Below are 23764 nucleotides of genomic sequence, written 5' to 3' on the forward strand. Positions count from 1 at the left end.
GTTGTTACTTACCCCGAAAAAGCGCTGGCTGGCGCTGCTGGTTTTGCTGGTGCCGATGCTGGCGCAGGCGTGGCAAACCGATCGCAGCTATCGCTTCAGCATCCTGCATACCAACGATCATCATGGCCATTTCTGGAGTAACGCGCAGGGTGAGTATGGGCTGGCAGCACAAAAGAGCCTGATGGACCAGCAGCGTTATGATGTCCAGGCGCGCGGAGGGGGTGCGCTCATCCTCTCCGCCGGGGATATCAATACCGGCGTGCCGGAGTCAGATGTGCTGAACGCAGAGCCTGACATTCGCGGCATGAATCTGGTGGGTTATGACGCTATGGCGCTGGGAAACCACGAATTTGACAAGCCTCTGAGCGTGCTGGAACAGCAGAAAAAGTGGGCGCGTTTTCCCTTTCTCGCGGCGAATATCTATCAAAAAGGCAGCGATCGGCGGCTGTTTTCGCCCTGGGCCATATTTAACCGTATGGGCCTGAAAATAGCGGTTATCGGGCTGACCACTACGGATACGCTGCGTATTACCAACCCGGAAAATGTCGCAGAGCTTGAGATCCGCGATCCGGTCAAAGAGACGCTGAAAGCGGTAGCGGAGCTGCGCGCCACGGAAAAGCCTGATGTGATCATCGCGCTGACGCATATGGGACATTATGACGACGGTCAGCACGGCAGTAACGCACCGGGCGACGTTGAGCTGGCGCGCAGCCTGCCGCCCGGCACCCTGAGTGTTATCGTGGGCGGCCACTCGCACGATGCCGTTTGTATGGCGCAGGCTAACCGCAGCGTGCCCGATTATCAGCCAGGCCAGCCCTGCCAGCCCGATCGGCAAAATGGCGTCTGGATCATGCAGGCTAAAGAGTGGGGCAAATATGTGGGTCGCGGCGATTTTACCTTTCGCAACGGTGAGCTGACGCTGGAAAATTATCAGCTCATCCCGGTTAACCTGAAGCATAAAGTCACCAACCAGGATGGCAGCGAAACCTGGCTGCCTTATCAGGAGCCGATTGTACCCAATACCGCGATGATGAAGCTGCTGACCCCTTTCCAGCTGCGCGCCGGTAAACAGCTGGATGTCGCCGTTGGCCGCAGTGACGGGCTGTTTGTCGGCGAGCGCAATAAAGTCCGCTTTGAGCAGACCAATCTGGCGCAGCTGATCCTGCGAGCGCAGATCGCCGCGACCAAAGCGGATGTGGCGGTGATCAGCGGCGGCGGCATCCGCACATCGCTTCCGGCAGGCGAGCTGCGCCTGCGCGATCTGCTGCAGGTGCAGCCGTTTGGCAATCAGGTGGTGTCGGTCACGCTGAGCGGTGAGGAACTGCAGGCATATCTTGCCCGCATCGCCAATATCAAAGCTAACTCCGGCGGCTTTGCGCAGCTGGCCGGCATCAGCCTGGTGGCCGACGGCACCTCAGTGAGTGATGTCAAAATCAACGGTAAGCCGCTGGAGAAGACAAAAACCTATCGCCTTGCCACTAACAGCTTTAACGCCAGCGGCGGCGACGGCTATCCGCCGCTGACGGCGCGCGCGGGCTACCGCAACAGCGGTCTGCGCGATGCTGACGTGCTGCGCGACTATATTACTCAGCATTCACCGCTAAAAATCGCTGATTTTGTGCCGCCAGCCGTCGTGCATCTGACCGACGAGCAGGTACGCGAGCGTGACAAGGCGCTGGAAAAGCAGCGCAAGCGCAGCTATCCGCGTATGTTCCTGGCATGGATCTGGCCGCGCGCGGCGCAGGATTAAGCGTAACCGGCGCGCTGCTTCCGGCCGGAGGCAGCGCGCGCCCGGCATCAGGCGCGGCAGGATGGCTGCGCAAACCAGCGCAGGCGCAGCTTATCCCAGACCCAGTTGTAAACCATGGTGTAGGGCAGGAAAAACAGAAAGAATCCCACCTCCACTAAAAAGGCGTTAAGCAGCGAAATATGCAACATGCCGGCGGCGATCGGCAGGCCAATCAGGATAAATCCCCCTTCAAAACAGAGCGCATGCAGGGCACGCAGCCCCAGCCCGCGCTTCTGATGCGGCGGCCAGATGCGATCGAACAGGGTGTTATAGATCATGTTCCACAGCATCGCGACGGTAGAAAGGGCAATCGCCAGCGTGCCCATCTGGAACAGCGGCTTGTCCATAATCCATGCTGCCAGCGGCGCGATAGTCACAATAGCCAGGCCCTCAAAGCCCACGGCGTGCAGAATGCGTTCTTTCAGCGAACGGGTACGCATAAATATCTCCGGTTACGTAATAACGCGCATTTTCGCACTGCACGCATCTGAGATAAAATGAGTGTCTATCGAAAAAAACGATGGTAAACCATGAAATACTCTCCGGAATCCCTTGAGGCATTTGTCCAGACTGTTGCGAGCGGCTCTTTCTCTGCTGCTGCCCGCGCGCTGGCAAAAAGCCAGTCCACCATCAGTGCTGCCATCGCTAACCTTGAAATCGATCTAGGCTTTGCGCTGTTTGACCGCCGCGGCCGTCAGCCGGTGCTGACACCGCAGGGGGAACGCGCGCTGGCTCAGGTGCAGCAGATCCTGGCCGCCAGTCAGCGGCTGGATGAACTGGCGCTGCGTCTGTCGCAGGGTGTTGAGCCGCGCCTGAGTCTGGCCATTTCCGATTTCTGGCAGGCCGATCATCATGAACATCTGCTGACGCGGTTTGATGCCCGCTACCCCGATATCGACTTTGAATGCATGATTGCAGAGGATGAGGATGTACTGGATCTGCTGCAGGCGGGGCGGGTGCATCTGGGCGTGGTCCGCACTCAGCCTGCGCTGCCGCCCGATCTGGCGGTAGCCCGGCTGCAGGTGGAGGCGCAGATGGCGATCTTTCTGCATCAGGATCACGCGCTGTCGCAGCTGGCTCAGGTGAGTGAGGCGCAGCTCAGCGAGCTGCGGCAGCTGCGGCTGAACACCTGGGTACAGACGCGCGGACCGCTGCCGGCGGCGGGGCGAACCTGGTCAGCGCCGACGTATCTGCTGCTGCTGGAGATGGCGGAGCAGGGGTTTGGCTGGAGCGTACTGCCGCGCTGGCTGGTGGATCAGTTTGGTCATCAGGTCCTGAAAGAGCTATGCGTTCCCGGCTGGCCGCAGCATATTGCGGTAGATGTGGTCTGGTCGCGACGTAATCCGCCCGGCCCGGCCGGGCGCTGGATGATCGATCAGCTTTGCGCGCAGCAGCCCGATTAATCGCAGCGTGCCACGTCGGCCAGTGTGGCATTCAGCAGCCGCGCCAGATCCTCTGCAGCCAGTTCAATGTCGAGGCCGCGTTTACCGCCAGAGATAAATATGGTGGCAAACTCTGCGGCCTGCCGATCGATTACCGTTGGCAGGCGCTTTTTCTGGCCCAGCGGACTGATGCCGCCCAGCAGGTAGCCGGTGACGCGCTGCGCCAGCTGCGGATCGGCCATCTCTGCTCGCTTTGCGCCCAGCGCTTTCGCCACTTTTTTTAGATCAAGCTGGGATGCAACCGGCGTAACCGCCACCGCCAGCGCTTTCGCATCGCCGTTCAGCGCGACCAGCAGCGTTTTAAACACCTGGCGCGCATCAAGGTTGAGCTTGCGCACCGCTTCATCGCCAAAATGCGTTTCATGGCTGTCATGCTCATAGGGGTGCAGCGTAAACGCCACGCCGTTTTTTTCCAGAAGTTTGACTGCAGGGGTCATCATTAATCCTTACGACAAAAATTCTTCTCAAAGATTGCGCTAATAACAGTGGCGAAAATCTGAACTTTGCGCGAGAATTGTCCCGCGCCACTCACCCTGGCGATAACCAAAATCATAAACAAATTCCTCTTTGACAGGTCGATAGTGATATCGGCCTTCTTTTTTTGTCTTATCCTTCGGCCACTCCTGAGCAGCGCAGGTGTCGCGTTACGGCTGCTTCTGTTTTAGCAGGCCGGGCAGATTATCATCGCCATAGAGATGCAGCGCGCCGACGGCCACCAGATAGCGACCCGATGGCAGCGCCAGCAGCTGTTCGCGCCATTGCTGGTTACGGTTACGCATCAGCGTATCGCTCAGCTCGCTGCCAAAGGTCGCGGGCAGCGCTACCGGCTGCTGCGCGGGCGGCGCTTCAAGCCACCAGCTGATCATCGTCTGCAGCAGCCGCGCATTGGTATGCCAGTGCTCAAGCGTATCCACCAGCAGCGCCCGACCCTCCTGCGGCAGGGATTTCAGCAGCGCGATCTGCGTCTCCGGCCCTTCCAGCTCAATGATCGGCTTGCCCGCTGCCTTTGCGGCCTGCAGCAGCTGATAATCGATACCATACTCCGGACGCAGTCCGAGCCGCTGCGCCTGGTGCGCCTGCAGCATCAGCGCTATCTGCCAGCAGGGCAGGGTATCAAAGAGATCACTCTCCAGCCCCAGATCCTGACAGAGCGTCTGCAGCCGCGTCAGCGTGGCGCTCTCCAGCCGGGTGTGCAGCGGCGGCAAATCTGCGGTATCCGCAAAAGGAGAGCCGCCGCGCGTGATGTCCGCCTCAACAATCAGCGCATCCGCTTTCTGCAGCTGACGCAGCAGGCCGGCTGGCAGAGGCTGCATGTTGCGTGTGCCCATATGGATACTGCCGGTCAGATGCAGCAGCCGGTCGCCCAGACGCATATCCATTGCCGGCCAGCGGTAGGCAGACGGAAAAAGCGCGGCGATCCGCTGCCAGAGACGTTGCCAGATAGGGCTGTTCATGTCCGCTCCTGTTACGGTTAAACCGTCATGCTAACGATTTATTTCGGCTAAAAACAGCGCGCTGGCTGCTATTACCGGTCGGGCGGAGTGAAACGCAGCAGGCGGTTTGCATTGCTGACGACGGTGATGGAAGAGAGGGCCATTGCTGCCCCCGCGACAATCGGGCTCAGCAGCAGGCCGGTAAAGGGATAGAGCACGCCCGCCGCAATCGGAATACCCAGGCTGTTATACACAAATGCGCCCAGCAGATTCTGGCGCATATTGCGCAGCGTGGCCTGCGAAATCGCCAGGGCATCCGCTACCCCATGCAGGTCGTTACGCATCAGCGTAAGCGGCGCCGTTTCGACCGCGACATCGCTGCCGCTGCCCATCGCAATACCGGTATCCGCCTGCGCTAACGCTGGCGCATCGTTGATGCCATCTCCTATCATCATCACCCGGCGCCCCTGCTGCTGCAGGCGGCTTATGGCTTCTGCTTTACCCTCTGGCAGCACGCCGGCGATCACTTCATCAATTCCCGCTTCAGCAGCGATAGCGCGGGCTGTGGCCTGATGATCGCCCGTCAGCATCACCAGCCGGTAGCCAGCCTGATGCAGCCGCTGCAGTGCCGCTTTACTCTCCGGCCGCAGATTATCGCGCAGCGCAATCAGGCCCAGCAGCTGGTGCGCGTCGGCCAGCAGCACTGGCGTAGCACCGCTTGCCGCGATGCGTTCGATATCTGCCCGGGCGGCGTCATAGTTAATCTGCTGCTCATCAAGCAGGGCCGTGTTGCCCAGCAGCAGGGTCTGACCTGCCACCTGTGCGCTCACGCCCCTGCCGCGCAGCGTCCGGAAGCGGGTGATCTCTGCTGCCGGCGGCTGCGGCGCGGCAGCGAGGATCGCGCTGGCAAGCGGATGCGTGGATCCCTGCTCCAGCTCCGCTGCGGCCTGCAGGATCTGCTGTTGATCCCGGTCAGCATAGCAGCAGATCTCGCCGATCTGCGGCGATCCCTGCGTCAGCGTACCGGTTTTATCAAACACCAGCGTGTCAGTTTCGCTGGCGTGCTGCAGCGCGTCGGCATCGCGCACCAGGATACCCAGCTCTGCCGCACGGCCGGTGCCGGCGATGATCGACATCGGCGTGGCCAGCCCCAGCGCACAGGGACAGGCGATGATCAGGACGGTAGTGATGATCACCAGCGCATAGGCGAGCTGCGGCTGTGGCCCAATCAGATACCAGGTGAGGCCGCTCAGCAGCGCAATCGCTACCACAACCGGTACGAAAACGGCAGAGATGCGATCGGCGAGGCGGCCAATCTCCGGCTTGCTGCTTTGCGCCTGACGCACCAGATTAATAATACGTGCCAGCGTGGTGTGGCTGCCGGTGGCGCTGGCGATAAAGCGCAGCGTGCCATCCTGCACCACCGTGCCGGCATAGACTTTGCTGCCAGGCGCTTTTTCCTGCGGCACGGCTTCGCCGGTCAGCATCGCTTCATCGCACCACGCCTCTCCCTGCGTGACGTCGCCATCCACCGGTACCCGATCGCCGGTGACCAGCTTCAGAGTCATACCGGCGGTGACGGCGCTCAGCGGCAGCTGCTGCTCACCCTGTTCGGTGACCACGCACGCCTGCGCCGGCGTCAGATCCAGCAGCCGCTCCAGCGCGCGCGAGGCGCGCTGACGGGCACGCTGTTCCAGCGCGTGCCCGAGGTTAATCAGGCCGATGATCATGACGCTGGCTTCAAAGTAGAGGTGGCGTGCCTGCAGCGGAAAAAATTCCGGCCACAGCGCCACGCTTATCGAATAGAGCCAGGCAGCGCCGGTGCCGAGCGCCACCAGCGTATCCATGGTGGCGGTGGCTAATCGCAGGCTGCGCCAGGCGCTGCGGTAAAAGTGGCCGCCGGCAATGATCATGACCAGCAGCGTGGCAACGCCCAGCGTACGCCACAGCGTCTGATTCTCCGGCGTCAGCATCATATGATCGCCCGCCATGCCCCAGAACATCATCGGCACGCCAAACCCCAGCGCCAGCGCCGACTGCCAGCTGAAGCGGCGCATCGCCTGCCGCGCGTTCGCCTGCTGACGCTCGCGCCGGCGCTGTTCATCCTCAATCACTTCAGCGCTGTAGCCTGCCTTGTCTACGGCGGCAATCAGCGCCGGTGCGTTAACCTCACCCAGCACCAGCGCGCTGCGTTCACCGAGGTTAACGCGTGCTTCCGTGACGCCGGATACCGCGCGCAGCGCGTTCTCTACCCGGCTGACGCAGCTGGCGCAGCTCATGCCATCAATCAGCAGATGCTGTACCGGCAGCGCCGCTTCTGCCGGCTGAGAGGCCGTTGTCAGCGCCTCCGGCGGCGGCTCCTGAGCTGTCAACGGATCAGACTTTGGGGATGTTGCCTCAGGCTGCAGCATGGCGTGGTAGCCAGCCTGCTCTACGGTTGCGATCAGCTCGCTGGCGCTGGCCGTCCCGGTCACGCGTGCCTCCTGCTGCGTGACCTCCGCCTGCTCGACGTCGCTGCGCTGTTCCAGCGCCTCTTTAACCCGTTTGACACAGTGGCCGCAGGAAAGCCCCTCCAGCGCCAGCGTTTGTCTGTCTGACATGATAGTCTCCTTAGTGAACAGAGTTGACCGGCTGCACCGGTTACAGTAGTTATAAGCGTAAACCTTCCATTCGGGGGAAGGTCAAGGAGCCGGCATGAATATCAGCGACGTTGCCAGAAAAACCGGGCTGACCAGTAAAGCGATCCGCTTTTATGAAGAGAAAGGGATCGTGACGCCGCCGCTGCGTAGCGGAAATGGCTACCGGCACTATGACGAACGCCATCTGGAAGAGCTGCATCTGCTGCGCCAGGCGCGCCAGGTTGGCTTTACGCTGGATGAGTGCCGCGAGCTGGTGGCGCTGTTCAACGATCCTGCGCGGCACAGCGCAGATGTCAAAGCGCGCACGCTGCAGAAGGCTGAAGAAATTGCAGCGCATATTGAGGAGCTGCACGCCATGCGGGCGCGCCTGCTGTCACTGGCAGAGGCGTGTCCCGGCGACGAGGGCGCCGAGTGCCCGATAATGAATCAGCTGGCGGGCTGCTGCGGTCACTCCGGCGGTAAACGCGGCTGAATCAGCAGCGTGATCCCTTCAACCGCCGTGACCGTCACCCGCGTGCCCGCGGGCAGATCGTCTGTTGCCTGTACGCGCCAGCTGCTGTCACCAATCTGTACATGTCCGATACCACTTTTAAGCGGCGTCTCCAGCGTCAGCTGCCGGCCAATCAGCTCTTTACCGCGCTGGTTCAGCGTGTTGGGTTGCTGCGTTGCAGCCTGATGGCGCATCCAGCCATACCAGCCCAGCGCGCTCAGCAGCGTCAGCGCGGCAAACAGCAGCCCCTGACCAGCCCACGAGAAGGGCCACAGCCACTCGGCCAGGCCAACCAGCAGCGCCGCCATACCGCACCAGAGCAGATAACCGCTGGTGCCCAGCATTTCGGCTGCCAGCAGCAGCCCGCCCAGCGTCAGCCAGAACCAGTGCGGATGGGCAATCAGCTCCATCAGCATTACGGCCTCCGCTCCGCATGACGCTCTTTCAGCAGTTCACTGATGCCCGCTACCGAGCCGATCAGGCTGCTGGCATCGAGCGGCATCATCACCACTTTACTGTTGCCGGCTTCGCCAATTTTCTGCAGCGCATCAGTATATTTCTGCGCAACAAAGTAGTTAATGGCCTGGATATCACCGGCGGCGATCGCGTCAGACACCATGCGCGTGGCGTTCGCTTCCGCCTCTGCCTGCCGCTCACGCGCTTCGGCCTGTAAAAAAGCGGAGGTGCGCTCGCCTTCCGCTTTCAGAATCTGTGACTGCTTGTCGCCTTCAGCGCGCAGTATGGCGGCCTGACGCACGCCTTCAGCAGCCAGAATATCGGCGCGTTTGGTACGCTCAGCTTTCATCTGCGCATTCATGGCAGCGATCAGCTCCTGCGGTGGCCGCACATCGCGGATCTCAATGCGGGTAATTTTGACGCCCCAGGGGTTTGTCGCTTCATCAACGATATGCAGCAGGCGGGTGTTGATGTTGTCACGCTGCGACAGCATCTCATCCAGCTCCATGCCGCCAAGGACCGTGCGAATGTTAGTCATCGTGAGGTTGATTATCGCCAGCTCCAGATTACTGACCTCATAGGCGGCACGCGCCGGGTCAACGACCTGAATAAAGCAGACGGCATCAATGGTGACGTTGGCGTTATCTTTGGAGATGATCTCCTGAGAAGGGATATCGAGCACCTGCTCCATCATATTGATGCGGCGACCCACGCGATCCATAAACGGCACCACCAGGTTAAGCCCCGGCGAGAGCGTACGGGTGTAGCGTCCGAAGCGCTCTACCGTCCACTGATAGCCCTGCGGAACAATCTTGATACCGGCCCATACAATCACCAGCACCAGCACGATGATAACAGGAATAGCGGTCAGCATATAACCTCCTGGCTGTCAGATTACCGGGCCGAGTCGCTTCGGCCCGTCTGCGTATCCGTCAGTAGAGCAGCGAATAGAGCTGTCGGCGATAGCGCGAGGCGAGGGCGTCGCCGGTGCCAAGCGCGGCCAGGATCTCCTGGAACATTTTGCGCACTTCACCGTCACCGGCAGCGAGATCGCTTTTCAGAAAGCCCAGCAGCAGCTCCAGCGCCTCTTCATTACGCCCAACCTGATGCAGCTGTAACGCAAGTTTAGCAGCCAGGGTCGCGTTCTGCGGCTCGGCGTTCAGCTGCTCCTGCAGCAGCTGGATCTCAGGCGTATCCGCCGCCTGCTTCAGCAGGTCGATCTGTGAGACCAGGCTCTGATAGCGTGTATCCTGATCCTGCAGCGGCACCACATCCAGCACCGCTTCCGCTTCATCACTGCGGTTCAGGGCGATCAGCACTTCTGCCAGCAGAAAGCCAATCTCACTGTTTTTATTGCTCAGCTGCCAGGCATCTTTCAGCAGCGGCAGCGCCTCCAGCGGCTTGTTCTGCTGCATCAGTTCCATAGCCTGCTGCGCTTTCAGCTCCTCTTCGCGCGGCAGAACTTTTTCCAGTAGCGCGCGGATCGCCTCTTCCGGCTGCGGGCCCTGGAAACCATCTACCGGCTGTCCGTTCTGGAACAGATAAACCGTGGGCAGCGAGCGCAGACCGAACTGTGATGCCACCGCGGGCTCGTTGTCGCAATCGAGTTTTGCCAACAGGAACTGGCCGGCATACTCCTGTGCCAGACGCTCCAGCACCGGGGTAAGCTGCAGGCAGTGCTGGCTGCGTTCAGACCAGAAATAGAACAGAACCGGCAGCTGCATGGATTGCTCCAGCGTCTGCTGCAAATTGGACTCATTGATGTCGGTGATCAAAGCGTGTGACATGAAAAACGCTCCTGGCAGAAAGTGTAAAGAGAATATGGGGATAAAGTGTCCCGCTTCAAGCGCTGACTGATGTTACCGCTCAGTTGCTGCACAAAATGCGATCCAGCATCCAGCCCGGCAGCAGTCGTTTCAGAAAACTCATGCCCCAGGCCACCAGCGTAACCGGATAGCGCAGCCGCGGGTGACGGCTCTCCAGCGCATGGCGCAGTTTGGGCAGAATCGCTTCCGGCGGCAGGGTAAAACGCGCTGCGATACCGGGATTCTGCACCGGCTTCTCCTGTTCACCCTGCTGCACGTTATCAGTGAAGCGCGTGGCGATCGGTCCTGGCTCTATCAGGCTGACGCGCACGCCGCTGGCGCGCACTTCCATACGCAGCGCATCGCTCCACGCCTCCAGCGCCCACTTGCTGGCGGCATAGGCGCCACGCCCCGGGGTGGAGATCAGTCCCAGCACCGAGCTGGTATTGATAATGCGGCCGTCGCCGCTGTTCTGCAGCGCCGGCAGCAGCCGCATCGTCAGCTGATGGGTACCAAAGAGGTTGGTGGAGAACTGCTTTTCAAGCTGCTGGCGGCTGACGCTGCTCAGCGGCCCATACTGGCCAAATCCGCCGTTATTAAATAGCCCGTGCAGGCAATGCCCGGTGAGTGCCAGCACCTGTTCTGCCGCGGCATCCACACTTGCGGCATCGTCAAGGTCGAGCAGGATGCCGGTATATCCCAGAGCAGTCATCCGCGCAACATCCTCGGCGCGGCGGCAGGCGGCAAGCACGTGGTAGCCGCGCGCCTGCAAATCGCTGGCGGCTGCCAGCCCGATACCGCTGGAGCAGCCGGTGATCAAAACCGATTTTTGCATTTCTTTACCTGTCAAATAGCACGACTTAGCGCGAGTCATGCTTAACTAGCGGAGCCAGCGCGTCAGCCATAATGCCGGCAATAAACGGCTGCGCATCCGGATTGGGGTGAATACCATCCTGCTGCATCCACTCCGGCTTCAGATAGACCTGCTCCATAAAAAAGGGCACCAGCGGCAGGCTGTACTCTTCCGCCAGGCGCGGATAGATGGCGCTGAACGCTTCAGTGTATCGTCGTCCATAATTAGCAGGCAGCCGGATCTGCATCAGCAGCGGCTGCGCGTCAGCGGCTTTCACCGCAAGGATAATCGCACGCAGATCCTGCGCGATAGCCTGCGGCGGAAAACCGCGTAAACCATCATTACCGCCCAGTTCGATTAACACCCAGCGCGGCTGATGCTGTTTTAATAGTGCAGGCAGCCGTGCCAGACCCTGTCCGGCGGTATCACCGCTGATGCTGGCGTTGACGACGTTGGGCTGCTGCTGCCAGCGCGTGCTGAGCAGGGCAGGCCAGGCGGCGCTGGCAGACATCCGGTAGCCGGCGCTCAGGCTGTCACCTAATACCATCAGCGTATCGGCTGCTGCGATGCGCGATACCAGCAGCAGCACCACACACAGGAAGGGATAATGCCAGCGGAAAACATTGTTTCGGTTCATCATCTTACTAAGTCCGTCGGTCAGGGTGAGCATCAGCTCTCAATCCTTACCGGAGTTGAGCTGGTTGTCAAACCAGCCGAAACGCTCGCGCTGATTGGCGAATCGGGATCGGGGAAGTCGACGCTGCTGGGGATCCTCGCCGGGCTGGATGATGGCAGCAGCGGCGAGGTTCATCTGCTGGGTCAGCCGCTGCACCGCATGAACGAAGAGCAGCGCGCGGCGCTGCGCGCACGCGAAGTCGGTTTTGTGTTTCAGTCATTTATGCTGGTGCCCACGCTAAATGCGCTGGAGAACGTGCAGCTGCCGGCGCTGCTGCGCGGCGAGAGCGATCGCGACAGCCGGGCACAGGCCAGCGAGCTGCTGGCGCAGCTTGGCCTGAAAGCGCGCCTGCATCATCTTCCTGCACAGCTTTCAGGAGGCGAACAGCAGCGGGTGGCACTGGCGCGCGCATTTAGCGGGCGTCCCGGCCTGCTGTTTGCGGATGAGCCCACCGGTAATCTCGATCGTCAGACCGGGGAGCGCATTGCCGATCTGCTGTTCTCGCTCAACCGTGATTACGCCACAACGCTGATCCTGGTGACCCATGATGAGCAGCTGGCCGCGCGCTGCGATCGGCGGCTGCGGCTGCGTGACGGCAAGCTGTGGGAGGAGGCATGATCTGGCGCTGGTTCTGGCGCGAATGGCGCTCGCCTTCGCTGCTGATTGTCTGGCTGGCGCTGACGCTGGCGGTGGCCTGCGTGCTGGCTTTGGGTTCCATCAGCGATCGCATGGAGAAAGGACTCAGCCAGCAGAGCCGCGACTTTATGGCGGGCGATCGTACGCTGCGCAGCAGCCGGCCGGTGCCGGAAGCCTGGCTGACGCAGGCGCGTGAGGAGGGATTAGCGATCAGCCGTCAACTCAGCTTCACCACTATGACCTTTGCGCGGGAGACGCCGCAGCTGGCAGATGTTAAAGCGGTGGATGACGCCTATCCGATGTTTGGTACATTGCAGACCGAGCCACCGGGCCTGCGTCCGGCGGCAGGCAGCGTGCTGGTCGCCGCGCGTCTGCTAGCGCTGCTGGATCTGCGCGTCGGCGATCCGATAGAGGTCGGCGACGCCACGCTGCGCATTGCCGGTACGGTGATCCAGGAGCCGGACAGCGGATTCAATCCCTTCCAGACGGCACCTCGTCTGTTAATGAACCTGGCGGACGTTGAAAAAACCGGCGCCGTTCAGCCCGGCAGCCGCCTGAGCTGGCGCTATAAGTTTTCCGGCGACGCCGCACCGCTGGCGCGCTACGATCGCTGGATCGAGCCGCGCCTTAAAGGGGGCGAACGCTGGATAAGCACCGAAAACTCAGAGGATGCGCTGGGCCGTTCCATGCAGCGCGCGCAGCAGTTTCTGCTGCTGTCGGCATTACTGACGCTGCTACTGGCCATCGCGGCCGTGGCGGTAGCGATGAGCCACTACTGCCGCAGCCGTTACGATCTGGTGGCGGTGCTGAAAACGCTGGGGGCCACGCGACGTGCACTGCAGCGGCTGATTATCGGCCAGTGGCTGGCGGTGCTGCTGTTAGCGGGCGTGACCGGCAGCGCGCTGGGGCAGGGGATCGAACTGCTGCTGCTTACCCTGCTGAAGCCGGTGCTGCCCGCATCGCTGCCTGCCGCCAGCCTCTGGCCATGGCTCTGGGCGCTGGGCACCATGTTTGTTATTTCCCTGCTGGTGGGGCTGCGTCCTTATCGTCTGCTGATGGCGACCCAGCCGCTGCGCGTACTGCGGCGCGATGCGGTGGCGCGCGTCTGGCCGCTGCGCGTCTATCTGCCGGCGATGGCGCTGGTGGTGGTGCTGCTGCTGGCGCTGCTGCTGGGGGGCAGCAAAATGCTCTGGGCGCTGCTCACCGGCATCGTACTGCTGGCGCTGCTGCTCGCCGTGCTGGGCTGGGGTACGCTGCTGCTGCTGCGCCGGCTGGTCGTGCGTAACCTGGCGCTGCGGCTGGCCATTAACCGTCTGCTGCGACAGCCGGCAATGACGCTGAGCCAGCTGGCCGCGTTCTCGCTCTCTTTTATGCTGCTGGCGCTGCTGCTGGTTATGCGCGGCGATCTGCTCGATCGCTGGCAGCAGCAGCTGCCGCCGGATGCACCAAACTATTTTCTGCTGAATATTACGCAGGCGCAGGTGCCACAGGTGCGTGACTTTTTGCAGCAGCATCAGATCAAACCGGAAACCTTTTATCCCGTCGTGCGCGCGCGTCTGGTTGAGCTGAACGGCAAAGCTGCCGATCCGCGTCAGGATAATGCGCTGAACCGCGAGCTCAATCTGACCTGGCAGGCGCAGCGGCCGGATCACAACCCGCTGCTTGCCGGCAGCTGGCCCCCGCGGCCAGGGGAGGTTTCGATTGAAGCCGAACTGGCGCAGCGGCTGGGCGTTAAGCCAGGGGATGAGCTGACCTTTAGCGGCGATACGCAGACGTTCAGCGCGCGCATCAGCAGTCTGCGTAAGGTGGACTGGGAGAGCCTGCGGCCTAACTTCTTTTTTATCTTCCCGCCCGGCGCGCTGGAGCAGCAGCCGCAGACATGGCTGACCAGCTTCCGCATGGCGAATAATCCGGCGCTGCTGGCGCAGCTGAACCGGACGTTCCCGACGCTGAGCCTGCTCGATATTGGCAGCATCATGAAACAGATTGGCCAGGTGCTGGCGCAGGTGAGTCAGGCGCTGGAAATCATGGTGGTGCTGGTGACGCTGTGCGGTGTCCTGCTGCTGCTGGCGCAGATCCAGATCGGCATGCGCCAGCGTCGTCAGGAGCTGGTGGTGTATCGCACGCTGGGCGCGAGCAAACGTCTGCTGCGCGGCACGCTGTGGTGTGAGTTTGCTCTGCTCGGCGTGGTTTCCGGAATAGCGGCTGCGCTGGGTGCAGAGGCCGCGCTGTGGGCACTGCAGCGTAAAATTTTCGATTTTCCCTGGCAGCCCGACTGGACGCTGTGGTTTGCGCTACCGCTGTGCGGAGCGCTTCTGCTGTCGCTGTGCGGCGGCTGGCTGGGCGTGCGACTGCTGAAGGGCAAAGCGCTGTTCCGGCGCTTTGAAGCGGCGTAATCAGGATCCCTCTGTCTGAGGGATCCCGTCAGCAACTCAGAGCTTCGCCTGCGCCCAGGCGAGGCCCGAGGCGTATTCCGGCGGCAGCAGCGGCTGCAGCGCGTGCAGGGCAGTGGCAAGACGTGATGGCTCACTGTCAGTGAGATTCAGGTGTCCCACTTTGCGGCCAGGCCGGACCTCTTTGCCATACCAGTGCAGATGCACCAGCGGCTGCGCCAGCCAGGCGTGGTTTACGTCGCTGCCGATCAGATTCACCATCACCGAGGGTGCGAATACCGCCGGCTGCGGCAGCGGCAGGCCAAGAATGGCGCGCAGATGCAGCTCAAACTGGCTGATGGACGCGCCGTTCTGCGTCCAGTGACCGCTGTTGTGCACGCGCGGTGCCAGCTCATTGATCAGCAGTCCCTGCGGCGTGATAAAGCACTCCATCGCCATGACGCCCACGTAATCCAGCGCCTGCATAATGGCGCGCAGCATGGTTTCCGCCTGCTGCTGCTGTGCACTATCCGCCTGCGGGAACGCCACGCTGGTGCGCAGAATGCCCTCTTCGTGCAGGTTGTGTGTCAGCGGGTAGAATACCATGCTGCCATCCTGACCGCGCGCGCCTACCAGCGAAACCTCACCGCTAAAATTTATGCCCTGTTCAACAATGCACTCGCCATAGCACTCAGCGGGTAACGTCTCTGTTTCATCCGCCCGCAGCCGCCACTGGCCGCGACCGTCATAACCGCCGGTGCGGCGTTTGACAATCGCCAGTTCGCCCAGCTTCTCAAACACCGCCGGCCACTCATCAGGTGCGGCCAGCAGCTGCCACGGTGCGGTAGCCAGACCAAGCTCATCCAGCAGCTGCTTCTGCGTCAAACGGTCGGCAAGGCGCGGGAAGATATCGCGGTTCACAAAGGCGGGGTGGCGGGCGAGCTCGCGCGTCAGGGCGGTTTCCGGCCAGCGTTCAATCTCGGCGGTGATCACGCTCTCTGCAATGGGCAGCGAGGCGGGCTCCGCATCCAGTCCCACCGGATAGACCGCAATGCCCAGCGGCTCAGCCGCCTGGCGCAGCATACGGCCCAGCTGACCGTTACCCAGTACGCATACCGGCTTCATGCCTCACCCCGCGGATCCGGATTCTCCAGCACCTCATCGGTCTGCGCCTGGCGCCACGCGATGAGACGCGATGCCAGTGCCGCATCGTGGGTGGCCAGGATCTGCGCGGCCAGCAGCGCCGCGTTGGCTGCGCCCGCTTTGCCAATGGCCAGCGTACCCACCGGAATGCCGCGCGGCATCTGTACAATCGAGTAGAGGCTGTCAACACCGCTCAGCGCGGCGCTCTGCACCGGTACGCCCAGCACCGGCACCAGCGTTTTTGCTGCGATCATGCCGGGCAGATGCGCAGCACCGCCGGCGCCCGCAATAATCACCTGGTAGCCATGCGCAGCGGCACCTTCAGCAAAACTGAACAGCTTGTCCGGGGTGCGGTGGGCAGAAACCACCTCCACGTGAAAGGGAACGTCCAGGCTGTTGAGAATTTCCTCGGCGAACTGCATGGTAGCCCAGTCACTTCTGGAACCCATGACGATAGCGATACGGGCCGGGGCGGCAGTGGATGACATGCGGTCAACTCCTGTGAATAGACAAACGAACCTGGCCGGTGAGGCAGGTAAGAAGGGCACAGAGGATAGCATGAGATAGCAGCAAGGAAAACGGTTGCGCGGCCATAAAACGGGCAATTGCACCCGTAAAATCAGAAGGGGAAGGCGATCAGTTTTATGCCGCTGGCGTCCAGCTGGATCATCGAGCCTGCGTTGTGCCATGCCCCAAGAACAGCGCGCTGCGCGGGAAGGCCATTCAGAGAGAGCGTGTGGATTTCCGGCCGGTGCGTATGGCCGTGGATCAGCAGCGGAGCCTGCTGGCGCTGCATGGCTGCTGCCACCGCCTGCGGGTTTACATCCATAATGGCCAGCGATTTATGCTGGTTCGCCTGCCGGCTGCCGGCGCGCATTCTGGTCGCGATGCGCAACCGCAGACGCAGTGGCAACGCCAGAAACAGCCGCTGCAGCCAGCGCTGGTGGACCTTTGCGCGAAAGCGCTGATAGCCAGCATCGTCCGTGCAGAGCGTGTCGCCGTGCATAATCAGCACGCGCTGACCATACAGCTCCAGCACCTTCTCCTCCGGCAATAGCGTCATGCCGCTGGCGCGGGCAAAGCGCTTGCCCAACAGGAAATCGCGGTTGCCGTGAATAAAATAGACCGGCACCGGCAGGGCGCGCAGGGCGGTGGCGATCTGCTGATGCAGCGGATTAGGATCGTCATCGCCAATCCAGGCTTCAAACAGATCGCCCAGGATGTAAAGCGCCTCGCACTGCCGCGCTTCACCCTGCAAAAAATGCAGAAAACCGGCAGTAATTGCCGGTTCTTCCTGACACAGATGGAGATCTGCGATAAACAGCGTGCGCGACATTACTCGCTGACGGTCACTTTCTGGATGACAACGTCTTCGGTCGGCACGTCCTGATGCATACCGCTGCGGCCGGTTTTCACCGCTTTGATTTTTTCGACGACATCCATACCTTCAACCACTTCAGCAAACACGCAGTAACCCCAGCCCTGCAGGCTTTCGTCGCGGAAGTTCAGGAAGTCGTTGTCAGCAACGTTGATAAAGAACTGTGCGGTTGCCGAGTGCGGAGCCTGAGTGCGCGCCATCGCCAGCGTGCCTTTGGTGTTTTTCAGGCCGTTGTTCGCTTCGTTGCGGATTTCAGCTTTAGTAGCTTTCTGCTTCATGCCCGGTTCGAAACCGCCGCCCTGAACCATAAAGCCATTGATGACACGGTGGAAAATAGTGTTGTCATAAAAACCTTCACGGCAGTAGTCCAGGAAGTTCTGTACGGTGGCCGGCGCTTTATCATCAAAGGTTTTGATTACGATATCGCCATGGTTCGTCTGGAAAGTGACCATTATATTCGTCCTGTGGAGGTTGTATTCAGTATCAGTTGCCGCGTTCGCATGCGGACGGGCATTTTGTCGACGCCTCTTATAACATAATTTCCCGGAACGCGTCAGCAAGGCAACGGCATCTGGTATCTCAGCGATGCACAAGTCAGAAAAATACGGCACAATATCAGGCTACCAAAGAAGGCGTCTCCCGCACACGATAAAAACGGAACCGTTCAATGCTAAAGATCTATAACACCCTGAGTCGACAGAAAGAGGAATTTAAACCTATTCATGCTGGTGAAATCGGCATGTACGTGTGTGGTATTACGGTTTACGACCTCTGTCATATCGGCCATGGGCGTACGTTTGTGGCATTTGACGTGGTGGCGCGTTACCTGCGCTATATTGGCTATCAGCTGAAGTATGTGCGTAATATCACTGATATTGATGACAAAATTATTCGCCGCGCTAACGAAAATGGCGAAACCATTGAGACGCTGACCAACCGCATGATTGCGGAGATGCACCAGGATTTTGCCGCGCTGGGCATCCTGCCGCCGGATCTGGAACCACGCGCCACGCGCCATATTGCGGAAATTATTGAGCTGGTGGAGCGGCTGATTGAACGCGGTCACGCCTACGTGGCGGAGAACGGCGATGTGATGTTTGATGTGCTGAGCGATACCGATTATGGCGCGCTGTCGCGTCAGGATCTGGAGCAGCTGCAGGCGGGTGCCCGTGTGGAAGTGGCAGAGGTAAAACGCAACCCGATGGATTTCGTGCTGTGGAAGATGTCCAAAGCCGATGAGCCGTCGTGGGAATCGCCGTGGGGCAACGGTCGTCCGGGCTGGCACATCGAGTGCTCCGCCATGAACTGCAAGCAGCTTGGCAGCCACTTTGATATTCACGGCGGCGGCTCTGACCTGATGTTTCCGCACCATGAAAATGAAGTGGCGCAGTCCACCTGCGCGCACGACGGTCCCTATGTCAATTACTGGATGCACTCCGGCATGGTGATGGTTGACCGTGAGAAGATGTCAAAATCACTCGGCAACTTCTTCACCGTGCGCGATGTGCTGCAGCACTATGACGCCGAAACCGTACGCTATTTCCTGATGTCAGGACACTATCGCAGCCAGCTTAACTACGGCGAAGATAACCTCAATCAGGCACGTGCGGCGCTGGAGCGTCTGTATACCGCACTGCGGCATACCGATACCGGCGCGCAGCCTGCCGGTGGCGAAGCTTTTGAAGCGCGTTTCCGCGCGGCGATGGATGATGACTTCAACACGCCGGAAGCCTACTCGGTGCTGTTTGATATGGCGCGCGACGTGAACCGCCTGAAGAGTGAAGATAAAGCGGCGGCTGACGGGCTGGCGGCCAGATTGCGCGAGCTGGCGAATGTGCTGGGGATACTGCAGCAGGATCCGGAGCTGTTCCTGCAGAGCGGAGCGCAGACGAATAATGACGAAGTCGCAGAGATTGAGCAGCTGATCAAAATGCGCAACGACGCACGTCAGGCGAAAGACTGGGCGCAGGCGGATGTGGCACGTGACCGGCTCAACGCGCTCGGCATTGTGCTGGAAGATGGTCCGCAGGGCACCACCTGGCGACGTAAATAAGAAAAAAGGGCGAACCCGGGTTCGCCCTTTTTGCTATGCGACCACCGTTATGCGCTGGCCGGCAAACTCTACCGTCTGTCCGGCGACGATTTTACAGCGCTTGCGCGTTTCAATCGCCCCGTTCACGCGCACTTCACCTTCATCAATCACCGCTTTGGCCTGCGCGCCGCTCTCTACCCAGCCTTCCAGCTTCAGCAGATCGCACAGATCAACGTGCTGATGTTTACCCAGTGAGAAACTCGCCATCATGCTTCCTCCACGTCGTGATACGCTTCGCACGCCAGCAGCGTGTTTTCAATTAAAGTGGCTACCGTCATCGGCCCGACCCCGCCCGGGACTGGCGTAATGTAAGAGGCGCGCTCAGCGGCAGCGGCAAAATCAACGTCGCCCACCACTTTACCGCTCTCCAGCCGGTTGATGCCGACGTCAATCACCACCGCGCCTGGTTTGATCCAGTCACCCGGAATAAAACCGGGCTTGCCCACGGCTACGACCAGCAGATCGGCGTGCTCCACGTGATGGCGCAGATCGCGGGTGAAGCGGTGAGTAACCGTCGTGGTACAGCCTGCCAGCAGCAGCTCCATGCTCATCGGGCGGCCAACGATGTTAGACGCGCCGACCACTACGGCGTTCAGGCCATAGGTATCGATGTTATAACGCTCCAGCAGCGTGATAATACCGCGCGGCGTGCAGGGACGCAGTTTCGGCGCACGCTGGCAGAGGCGACCCACGTTATAGGGATGGAAACCATCCACATCTTTATCCGGCGTGATGCGCTCCAGCACCTTGACGTTGTCGATACCGGCCGGCAGCGGCAGCTGCACCAGAATGCCGTCAATCGCCGGGTCACTGTTCAGCTCATCAATCAGCGTCAGCAGCTCGCTTTCGCCGGTGGAGTCGGGCAGGTTATAAGCACGGGAGACAAAGCCCACCTCTTCGCAGGCGCGACGTTTGTGCGTGACGTAGATCTGCGAAGCGGGATTTTCGCCCACCAGGATCACGGCCAGACCCGGCGCACGTTTGCCCGCCGCCAGGCGCTGCTGCACTTTTTCCGCAACTTCGCTACGCACCTGCTGCGCAATCGTTTTACCGTCAATAATTTTTGCTGCCATCAGAGAGGAAATCCATCTGTAGAGAGTTAAATCGGGGATGGTGCCTATTCTGGCAGAAGCGCGGGCAGCTGTCAGTCACAGTTTCAGCAGCCTGCGCGCTTTCAGGCTTTTTTCGTGGTGACGCGTGCCAGCCTGCATAGGTATGATATCTGCAGGACACTCTGGGAACGATGTAATGATCTGGATAATGCTTGCCACTCTGGCAGTAGTGTTTGTGGCTGGATTTCAGCTGCTCACCGCCGCCTCGCGTCACGCCGCCCAGCGGCTCAGCAAGCGGCTGCAGCTGCCGCCGGTACAGGTGGAGTCAATGCTCTCGATGATGGGGAAAGAGGCGGCGAAAGAGTTTACCGACTACCTCAGCCGCGATAACGAAACGCATCTGCACAATGGCGCAGCGGTACTGCTGATCTGGCAGGTACTGATTGTTGACGGCAGCGAGGAGAACAGCCAGCGCTGGCATGCGATCCTCAGCCGCGCCGGTTTCCCGGCACTCATCAGCCGCCAGCAGCTGCTGCTCGCGCTGGGCTTTCTGCGCCAGCTGGAGCCGGACAGCCAGGAGCTGCACGCGCTGCGTGAGCAATATAATGCGCGCTTTACGCCACAAGGGATTGAGCTGGAAGGGGAATCCACCGGCACCAGTAATCTCGTGTCGCTCAGCGAATGGCGCAAACGCCATTGATGCAAATTGGTTATTCCCGCAGCACTCCGCTGCACAGAAACGGCAAAAACGTTGACGTACCCGCTTCCCGACGTATAATCCGACCCAACTCCTCAGCGCCCTTAGCTCAGCTGGATAGAGCACCGGCCTTCTAAGCCGTAGGTCACAGGTTCGAATCCTGTAGGGCGCGCCAAGTCAAATCAAGCAGTTACGCCACTCCGCCAGCTTTCATATTTTCAGCATGGGACAGATTTGGGACACGACTGCCTGAGGGTCGCCGTCGCAGTTTTTCGCCGCTCTGTTAACAATAGCGGCTCAGCTATCTGAATTAACAATACAGTGACATAAGGATTTCAGACGCGGTTGCTGAAACCGTACAGTATGTTTTATTCGTAATCATAATATCTGTTCAGCTCAGCTTCTTTTTTATAACTTTTCCCGAGCATAAACCCGATAGATAAAAGCGTTAAGATTATCGGCATGATAAATACTGCGCTGCGGGTAAAGAAATCTTTTTCAAAGCTCCATCCCACCTCGATACTGATTGTCATAAGCAGCAGAGAGGTGGCAAGTATAAAACTGCAGCCAAGCAGACTGCCGCTCTTTTTGAGACTTTTGATGTAGGCAGGGCTGTAATTGTCCTCGGGCCGGGCAAGTTTCCCGTTCATTTGAAGAAACGTGATTTGCTCGCCTCTCTTCTCCCTTGCTGCCAGCAGCTGAGCACGTTCTCCGTTACGAACTGCCATGGCTGCCCAGTCCATCATCAGCCACTGATAGCCCGTCGTCCAGGTATCGGCTATCCGCATATTTTGCCAGCTCCGGACGTTAATTCCTGCATTGTTCTCCGCCAGGGAATTTTTCAGCAAATTAAGACTTTCTCCCTGCAGATCGCTGGTCCAGACGTGCCGCAGGTCAGCGGGCCTGACTTGCCCGGCAGACAGCAGTGCATTAATCCTGCGCTCAAGGTTATAAATTTGAGCGCTCATTCCTTTAAAACAGCAGACCGGCACTCTGTTTCCGCTTATTTGCCGGTAGCGGGAAAAGAGCAGTGCACAGGCATATTCACAAAAGTTACGATTATCGCCATCATGCAGTTCGGCAATTAACAGCAGACGAAATCCGTTAAACGACCCGTCTGTCCACTGCTGAACCAGTGACAGTTCAGGCATGTCGTCAAAATAGTGGAAGCTGGCATGGCGGAATGCGGCATGGAAAGAGCGGACCAGCGATGTGATGTCATCGCGAACAGATCCTGCTGTATTACCCATGTAGAGAAACAGTTCAGGACGTTCGGTGATGGCGTCAATCTGTGTCAGATCCAGCTGTTCCAGCAGGCGCTGCACTGTGACCAGCATCCGTCCCATGCCTGACCTTTCATCATCCTCAACGGAAAGCCTGAGGGGAATATCGCCATCCACCGGCATTTTCCCCTCAAGTCCGAGCATTTTCAGGGCTGCGTTATCAACCGGAAAGATTGAGGTGTGTTCAGCCAGCAGCGTCCATTCAGAAGCCCGTGATTGCCAGTCTGATTCAACACCGCAGTACGCAAGCTGCATCAAAAGACGCCAGCAACAGAGAATGTTGAAAAAAATAAAGCATAGCGAAACAACCGTCATGCAGACCGCAACAGGGAGCGCCAGTAATCGCCAGATAAGCATGCTGAGCGTTAGCTGCGCATTCTCAAGCGTCAGGGCACTGAACATCAGCATCAATATAAGGGCCACAATACCTGCAGCTATCGTAAACAGACGGGGAAAGCGTATTTCCGTTTTCTCCGGACAAGAGAGCAACGGCTTCCAGAAATATTTCATTTATCGCACTCCTGCTTCGGGCAAAGAGCTTAATAGCAGGCATCCGCACGCCACTTTGCAACGATGGGTCACAACGTGACGGCCGTTCATGATCCAGGCAGGATGCCCTTCAGCAGCAGCGGTTTCACCATGCTGACTGCACCGCGCTTTGTCGCCGATCAGCATTACCGGCTTACCATCGAACATCTCTCCTGAAGCTTCAGTAACATAGCCTCCCGCCGACAGGCGGTCTCCCAGTCGAATAACGCCATCCATGAAATATCCTTACTCTCTGTCCTGTTAAATTTATTTTTGTGCAAATGAAATCACATTCCCGCCTTCATATCGCACTGCATGCGGGTCCAGCCCGTATAGCCCTTCACCTCCGGCACGCGGGTCGGCAGGTTCTGAAAGTTGGCGTAATACTGCTCCATTCTTACTGGCAGGATGCGGGGATCGATATAAAGGAGACCCCAGCGCGAAACGTTCTCACCTTTGCCAGGACGAATAGCGTCCAGCCGGTCATAGTAAACTTTGCCTTTGAATGTATAGCTGTAATCAATCCCTTCTCCGCCTGGCATGATGCGCGGATCGTCAAAAGGGTGAGAGGACATATAGAGGTGCCCCTGCTTCGTCAGCAGAAACCCCTGGTCATTGACCACAGTCAGGGAAGCGATGTTTTTAGACTCCGGAGAATCAGAACCCGCCTCATCATCTTCACGCCCCTTGATCCACGAAGGGGTCCATGTTTTGCCATAGTCCCGGGACACGGTGAAATGCGCAGAGTCCCAGCTGGGAATGGCAATGTAGCGCTCGGAGGCATTGATGTAGGGCTTGGTAAAGATGCGATAAAACTGTGACGATACCTCACTGCGGATATCGCGCTTCTCGTCCACAAACCACAGGGCGCCCTCGCAGGCGACCCCGTGCAGCTCCAGCCAGCGGTGGTCGTCAAAGCGGTACACCACCTGCACCGGCGTCTGCCGTTTCTTCAGCGGCTTGCCGCTGCAGCCGCTGGCAGTCAACATAATCAGAGCTG

The 23764-nt window shown here is 59.6% G+C and carries 25 protein-coding genes and 1 tRNA gene; 8 read left to right on the top strand and 18 right to left on the bottom strand.

Annotated elements, in window-relative coordinates; translation table 11 throughout:
• Nucleotide 1: 1 nt before the first annotated feature.
• Nucleotides 2-1750: a bifunctional UDP-sugar hydrolase/5'-nucleotidase UshA gene (ushA, locus tag C1Y41_RS00910; protein ID WP_104085327.1), complete on the top strand. Its 1749-nt coding sequence runs from the start codon at nucleotides 2-4 to the stop codon at nucleotides 1748-1750.
• 47 nt (nucleotides 1751-1797) lie between these two features.
• Here the strand turns inward: ushA and C1Y41_RS00915 are convergent, their stop codons facing one another.
• The gene (locus C1Y41_RS00915) at nucleotides 1798-2229 is read right to left on the bottom strand and encodes a multidrug/biocide efflux PACE transporter (RefSeq protein WP_039383032.1); all 432 of its coding nucleotides are present in this window, start codon (nucleotides 2227-2229) and stop codon (nucleotides 1798-1800) included.
• A gap of 90 nt (nucleotides 2230-2319) precedes the next feature.
• Here C1Y41_RS00915 and C1Y41_RS00920 point away from each other — a divergent pair, with 90 nt between their 5' ends.
• The gene (locus C1Y41_RS00920) at nucleotides 2320-3192 is read left to right on the top strand and encodes a LysR family transcriptional regulator (RefSeq protein ID WP_039383034.1); all 873 of its coding nucleotides are present in this window, start codon (nucleotides 2320-2322) and stop codon (nucleotides 3190-3192) included.
• Here C1Y41_RS00920 and ybaK read toward each other — a convergent pair.
• The 3 genes from ybaK to copA form a co-directional block, all read right to left on the bottom strand.
• The gene (ybaK, locus tag C1Y41_RS00925; RefSeq protein ID WP_104084634.1) at nucleotides 3189-3668 is read right to left on the bottom strand and encodes a Cys-tRNA(Pro)/Cys-tRNA(Cys) deacylase YbaK; all 480 of its coding nucleotides are present in this window, start codon (nucleotides 3666-3668) and stop codon (nucleotides 3189-3191) included. The genes C1Y41_RS00920 and ybaK overlap by 4 nt on opposite strands.
• 207 nt (nucleotides 3669-3875) lie before the next feature.
• Nucleotides 3876-4685: a TraB/GumN family protein gene (locus C1Y41_RS00930; protein ID WP_104084635.1), complete on the bottom strand. Its 810-nt coding sequence runs from the start codon at nucleotides 4683-4685 to the stop codon at nucleotides 3876-3878.
• 71 nt (nucleotides 4686-4756) lie between these two features.
• Complete coding sequence (gene copA / locus C1Y41_RS00935; protein ID WP_104084636.1) at nucleotides 4757-7264, bottom strand: copper-exporting P-type ATPase CopA; 2508 nt, start codon at nucleotides 7262-7264, stop codon at nucleotides 4757-4759.
• A gap of 94 nt (nucleotides 7265-7358) precedes the next feature.
• On the opposite strand from copA, the gene cueR reads away from it, so the two are divergent.
• Nucleotides 7359-7775, top strand: coding sequence for a Cu(I)-responsive transcriptional regulator (gene cueR, locus C1Y41_RS00940; RefSeq protein WP_071668947.1), 417 nt, complete (start codon nucleotides 7359-7361; stop codon nucleotides 7773-7775).
• Here cueR and C1Y41_RS00945 read toward each other — a convergent pair.
• The 5 genes from C1Y41_RS00945 to tesA form a co-directional block, all read right to left on the bottom strand.
• Nucleotides 7751-8209, bottom strand: a complete 459-nt coding sequence (locus tag C1Y41_RS00945; protein WP_071668948.1) for an NfeD family protein — start codon at nucleotides 8207-8209, stop codon at nucleotides 7751-7753. The two genes, cueR and C1Y41_RS00945, sit on opposite strands and share 25 nt — an antisense overlap.
• Nucleotides 8209-9123, bottom strand: coding sequence for an SPFH domain-containing protein (locus C1Y41_RS00950; RefSeq protein WP_104084637.1), 915 nt, complete (start codon nucleotides 9121-9123; stop codon nucleotides 8209-8211). The genes C1Y41_RS00945 and C1Y41_RS00950 overlap by 1 nt, the downstream gene beginning before the upstream one ends.
• 58 nt (nucleotides 9124-9181) lie before the next feature.
• On the bottom strand, nucleotides 9182-10036 hold the full coding sequence (locus C1Y41_RS00955; RefSeq protein ID WP_094111783.1) for a co-chaperone YbbN: 855 nt from the start codon (nucleotides 10034-10036) through the stop codon (nucleotides 9182-9184).
• A 79-nt stretch (nucleotides 10037-10115) separates the two neighbouring features.
• Nucleotides 10116-10889 carry an SDR family oxidoreductase gene (locus C1Y41_RS00960; protein ID WP_104084638.1) on the bottom strand — a complete coding sequence of 258 codons (774 nt, stop codon included), beginning with the start codon at nucleotides 10887-10889 and terminating at the stop codon, nucleotides 10116-10118.
• A gap of 25 nt (nucleotides 10890-10914) precedes the next feature.
• Nucleotides 10915-11547, bottom strand: coding sequence for a multifunctional acyl-CoA thioesterase I/protease I/lysophospholipase L1 (gene tesA, locus C1Y41_RS00965; RefSeq protein ID WP_139803627.1), 633 nt, complete (start codon nucleotides 11545-11547; stop codon nucleotides 10915-10917).
• On the opposite strand from tesA, the gene ybbA reads away from it, so the two are divergent.
• Both ybbA and ybbP read left to right on the top strand, forming a co-directional pair.
• The gene (ybbA, locus tag C1Y41_RS00970) at nucleotides 11515-12201 is read left to right on the top strand and encodes a putative ABC transporter ATP-binding protein YbbA (RefSeq protein WP_104084639.1); all 687 of its coding nucleotides are present in this window, start codon (nucleotides 11515-11517) and stop codon (nucleotides 12199-12201) included. The genes tesA and ybbA overlap by 33 nt on opposite strands.
• Complete coding sequence (gene ybbP / locus C1Y41_RS00975; protein ID WP_104084640.1) at nucleotides 12198-14615, top strand: putative ABC transporter permease subunit YbbP; 2418 nt, start codon at nucleotides 12198-12200, stop codon at nucleotides 14613-14615. The genes ybbA and ybbP overlap by 4 nt, the downstream gene beginning before the upstream one ends.
• Nucleotides 14616-14651: 36 nt before the next feature.
• Here the strand turns inward: ybbP and purK are convergent, their stop codons facing one another.
• The 4 genes from purK to ppiB form a co-directional block, all read right to left on the bottom strand.
• Nucleotides 14652-15716, bottom strand: coding sequence for a 5-(carboxyamino)imidazole ribonucleotide synthase (purK, locus tag C1Y41_RS00980; protein ID WP_039383059.1), 1065 nt, complete (start codon nucleotides 15714-15716; stop codon nucleotides 14652-14654).
• A complete protein-coding gene (purE, locus tag C1Y41_RS00985) occupies nucleotides 15713-16222 on the bottom strand; it encodes a 5-(carboxyamino)imidazole ribonucleotide mutase (RefSeq protein ID WP_104084641.1) in 510 nt (169 codons plus the stop codon). Before purE ends, purK begins: the two co-directional genes overlap by 4 nt.
• A gap of 131 nt (nucleotides 16223-16353) precedes the next feature.
• Entirely contained in the window at nucleotides 16354-17070 is a 717-nt protein-coding gene (gene lpxH, locus C1Y41_RS00990; protein ID WP_094111780.1) for a UDP-2,3-diacylglucosamine diphosphatase, read from the bottom strand.
• Nucleotides 17070-17564 (bottom strand): peptidylprolyl isomerase B, encoded by a 495-nt coding sequence (ppiB, locus tag C1Y41_RS00995; protein ID WP_039383066.1) that lies wholly within the window; start codon nucleotides 17562-17564, stop codon nucleotides 17070-17072. Before ppiB ends, lpxH begins: the two co-directional genes overlap by 1 nt.
• A 215-nt stretch (nucleotides 17565-17779) precedes the next feature.
• On the opposite strand from ppiB, the gene cysS reads away from it, so the two are divergent.
• Nucleotides 17780-19165, top strand: coding sequence for a cysteine--tRNA ligase (gene cysS, locus C1Y41_RS01000; RefSeq protein ID WP_094111779.1), 1386 nt, complete (start codon nucleotides 17780-17782; stop codon nucleotides 19163-19165).
• A 33-nt stretch (nucleotides 19166-19198) separates the two neighbouring features.
• Here cysS and ybcJ read toward each other — a convergent pair whose 3' ends face one another.
• Nucleotides 19199-19411, bottom strand: a complete 213-nt coding sequence (ybcJ, locus tag C1Y41_RS01005; RefSeq protein WP_039383070.1) for a ribosome-associated protein YbcJ — start codon at nucleotides 19409-19411, stop codon at nucleotides 19199-19201.
• Nucleotides 19411-20277 carry a bifunctional methylenetetrahydrofolate dehydrogenase/methenyltetrahydrofolate cyclohydrolase FolD gene (gene folD / locus C1Y41_RS01010; RefSeq protein WP_039383072.1) on the bottom strand — a complete coding sequence of 289 codons (867 nt, stop codon included), beginning with the start codon at nucleotides 20275-20277 and terminating at the stop codon, nucleotides 19411-19413. Before folD ends, ybcJ begins: the two co-directional genes overlap by 1 nt.
• 175 nt (nucleotides 20278-20452) lie before the next feature.
• On the opposite strand from folD, the gene C1Y41_RS01015 reads away from it, so the two are divergent.
• Entirely contained in the window at nucleotides 20453-20956 is a 504-nt protein-coding gene (locus C1Y41_RS01015; protein ID WP_104084642.1) for a DUF1198 family protein, read from the top strand.
• A gap of 95 nt (nucleotides 20957-21051) precedes the next feature.
• Nucleotides 21052-21128: transfer RNA gene (locus tag C1Y41_RS01020), tRNA-Arg, on the top strand.
• 193 nt (nucleotides 21129-21321) lie between these two features.
• On the opposite strand, the gene C1Y41_RS01025 is transcribed toward C1Y41_RS01020, so the two are convergent.
• Genes C1Y41_RS01025 through C1Y41_RS01035 form a run of 3 tightly spaced genes read right to left on the bottom strand, consistent with a single transcriptional unit; the run spans nucleotide 21322 to nucleotide 23753 of the window.
• Complete coding sequence (locus tag C1Y41_RS01025) at nucleotides 21322-22746, bottom strand: hypothetical protein (RefSeq protein WP_094111778.1); 1425 nt, start codon at nucleotides 22744-22746, stop codon at nucleotides 21322-21324.
• Nucleotides 22747-23001, bottom strand: coding sequence for a PAAR domain-containing protein (locus tag C1Y41_RS01030; protein WP_094111777.1), 255 nt, complete (start codon nucleotides 22999-23001; stop codon nucleotides 22747-22749). It abuts the gene before it with no gap.
• A 50-nt stretch (nucleotides 23002-23051) separates the two neighbouring features.
• Nucleotides 23052-23753, bottom strand: coding sequence for a hypothetical protein (locus C1Y41_RS01035; protein ID WP_199181670.1), 702 nt, complete (start codon nucleotides 23751-23753; stop codon nucleotides 23052-23054).
• Between the last annotated feature and the right edge of the window lie 11 nt (nucleotides 23754-23764).

The organism is Pantoea sp. ICBG 1758, from assembly GCF_002928325.1.
Lineage (GTDB): Bacteria > Pseudomonadota > Gammaproteobacteria > Enterobacterales > Enterobacteriaceae > Pantoea > Pantoea eucrina.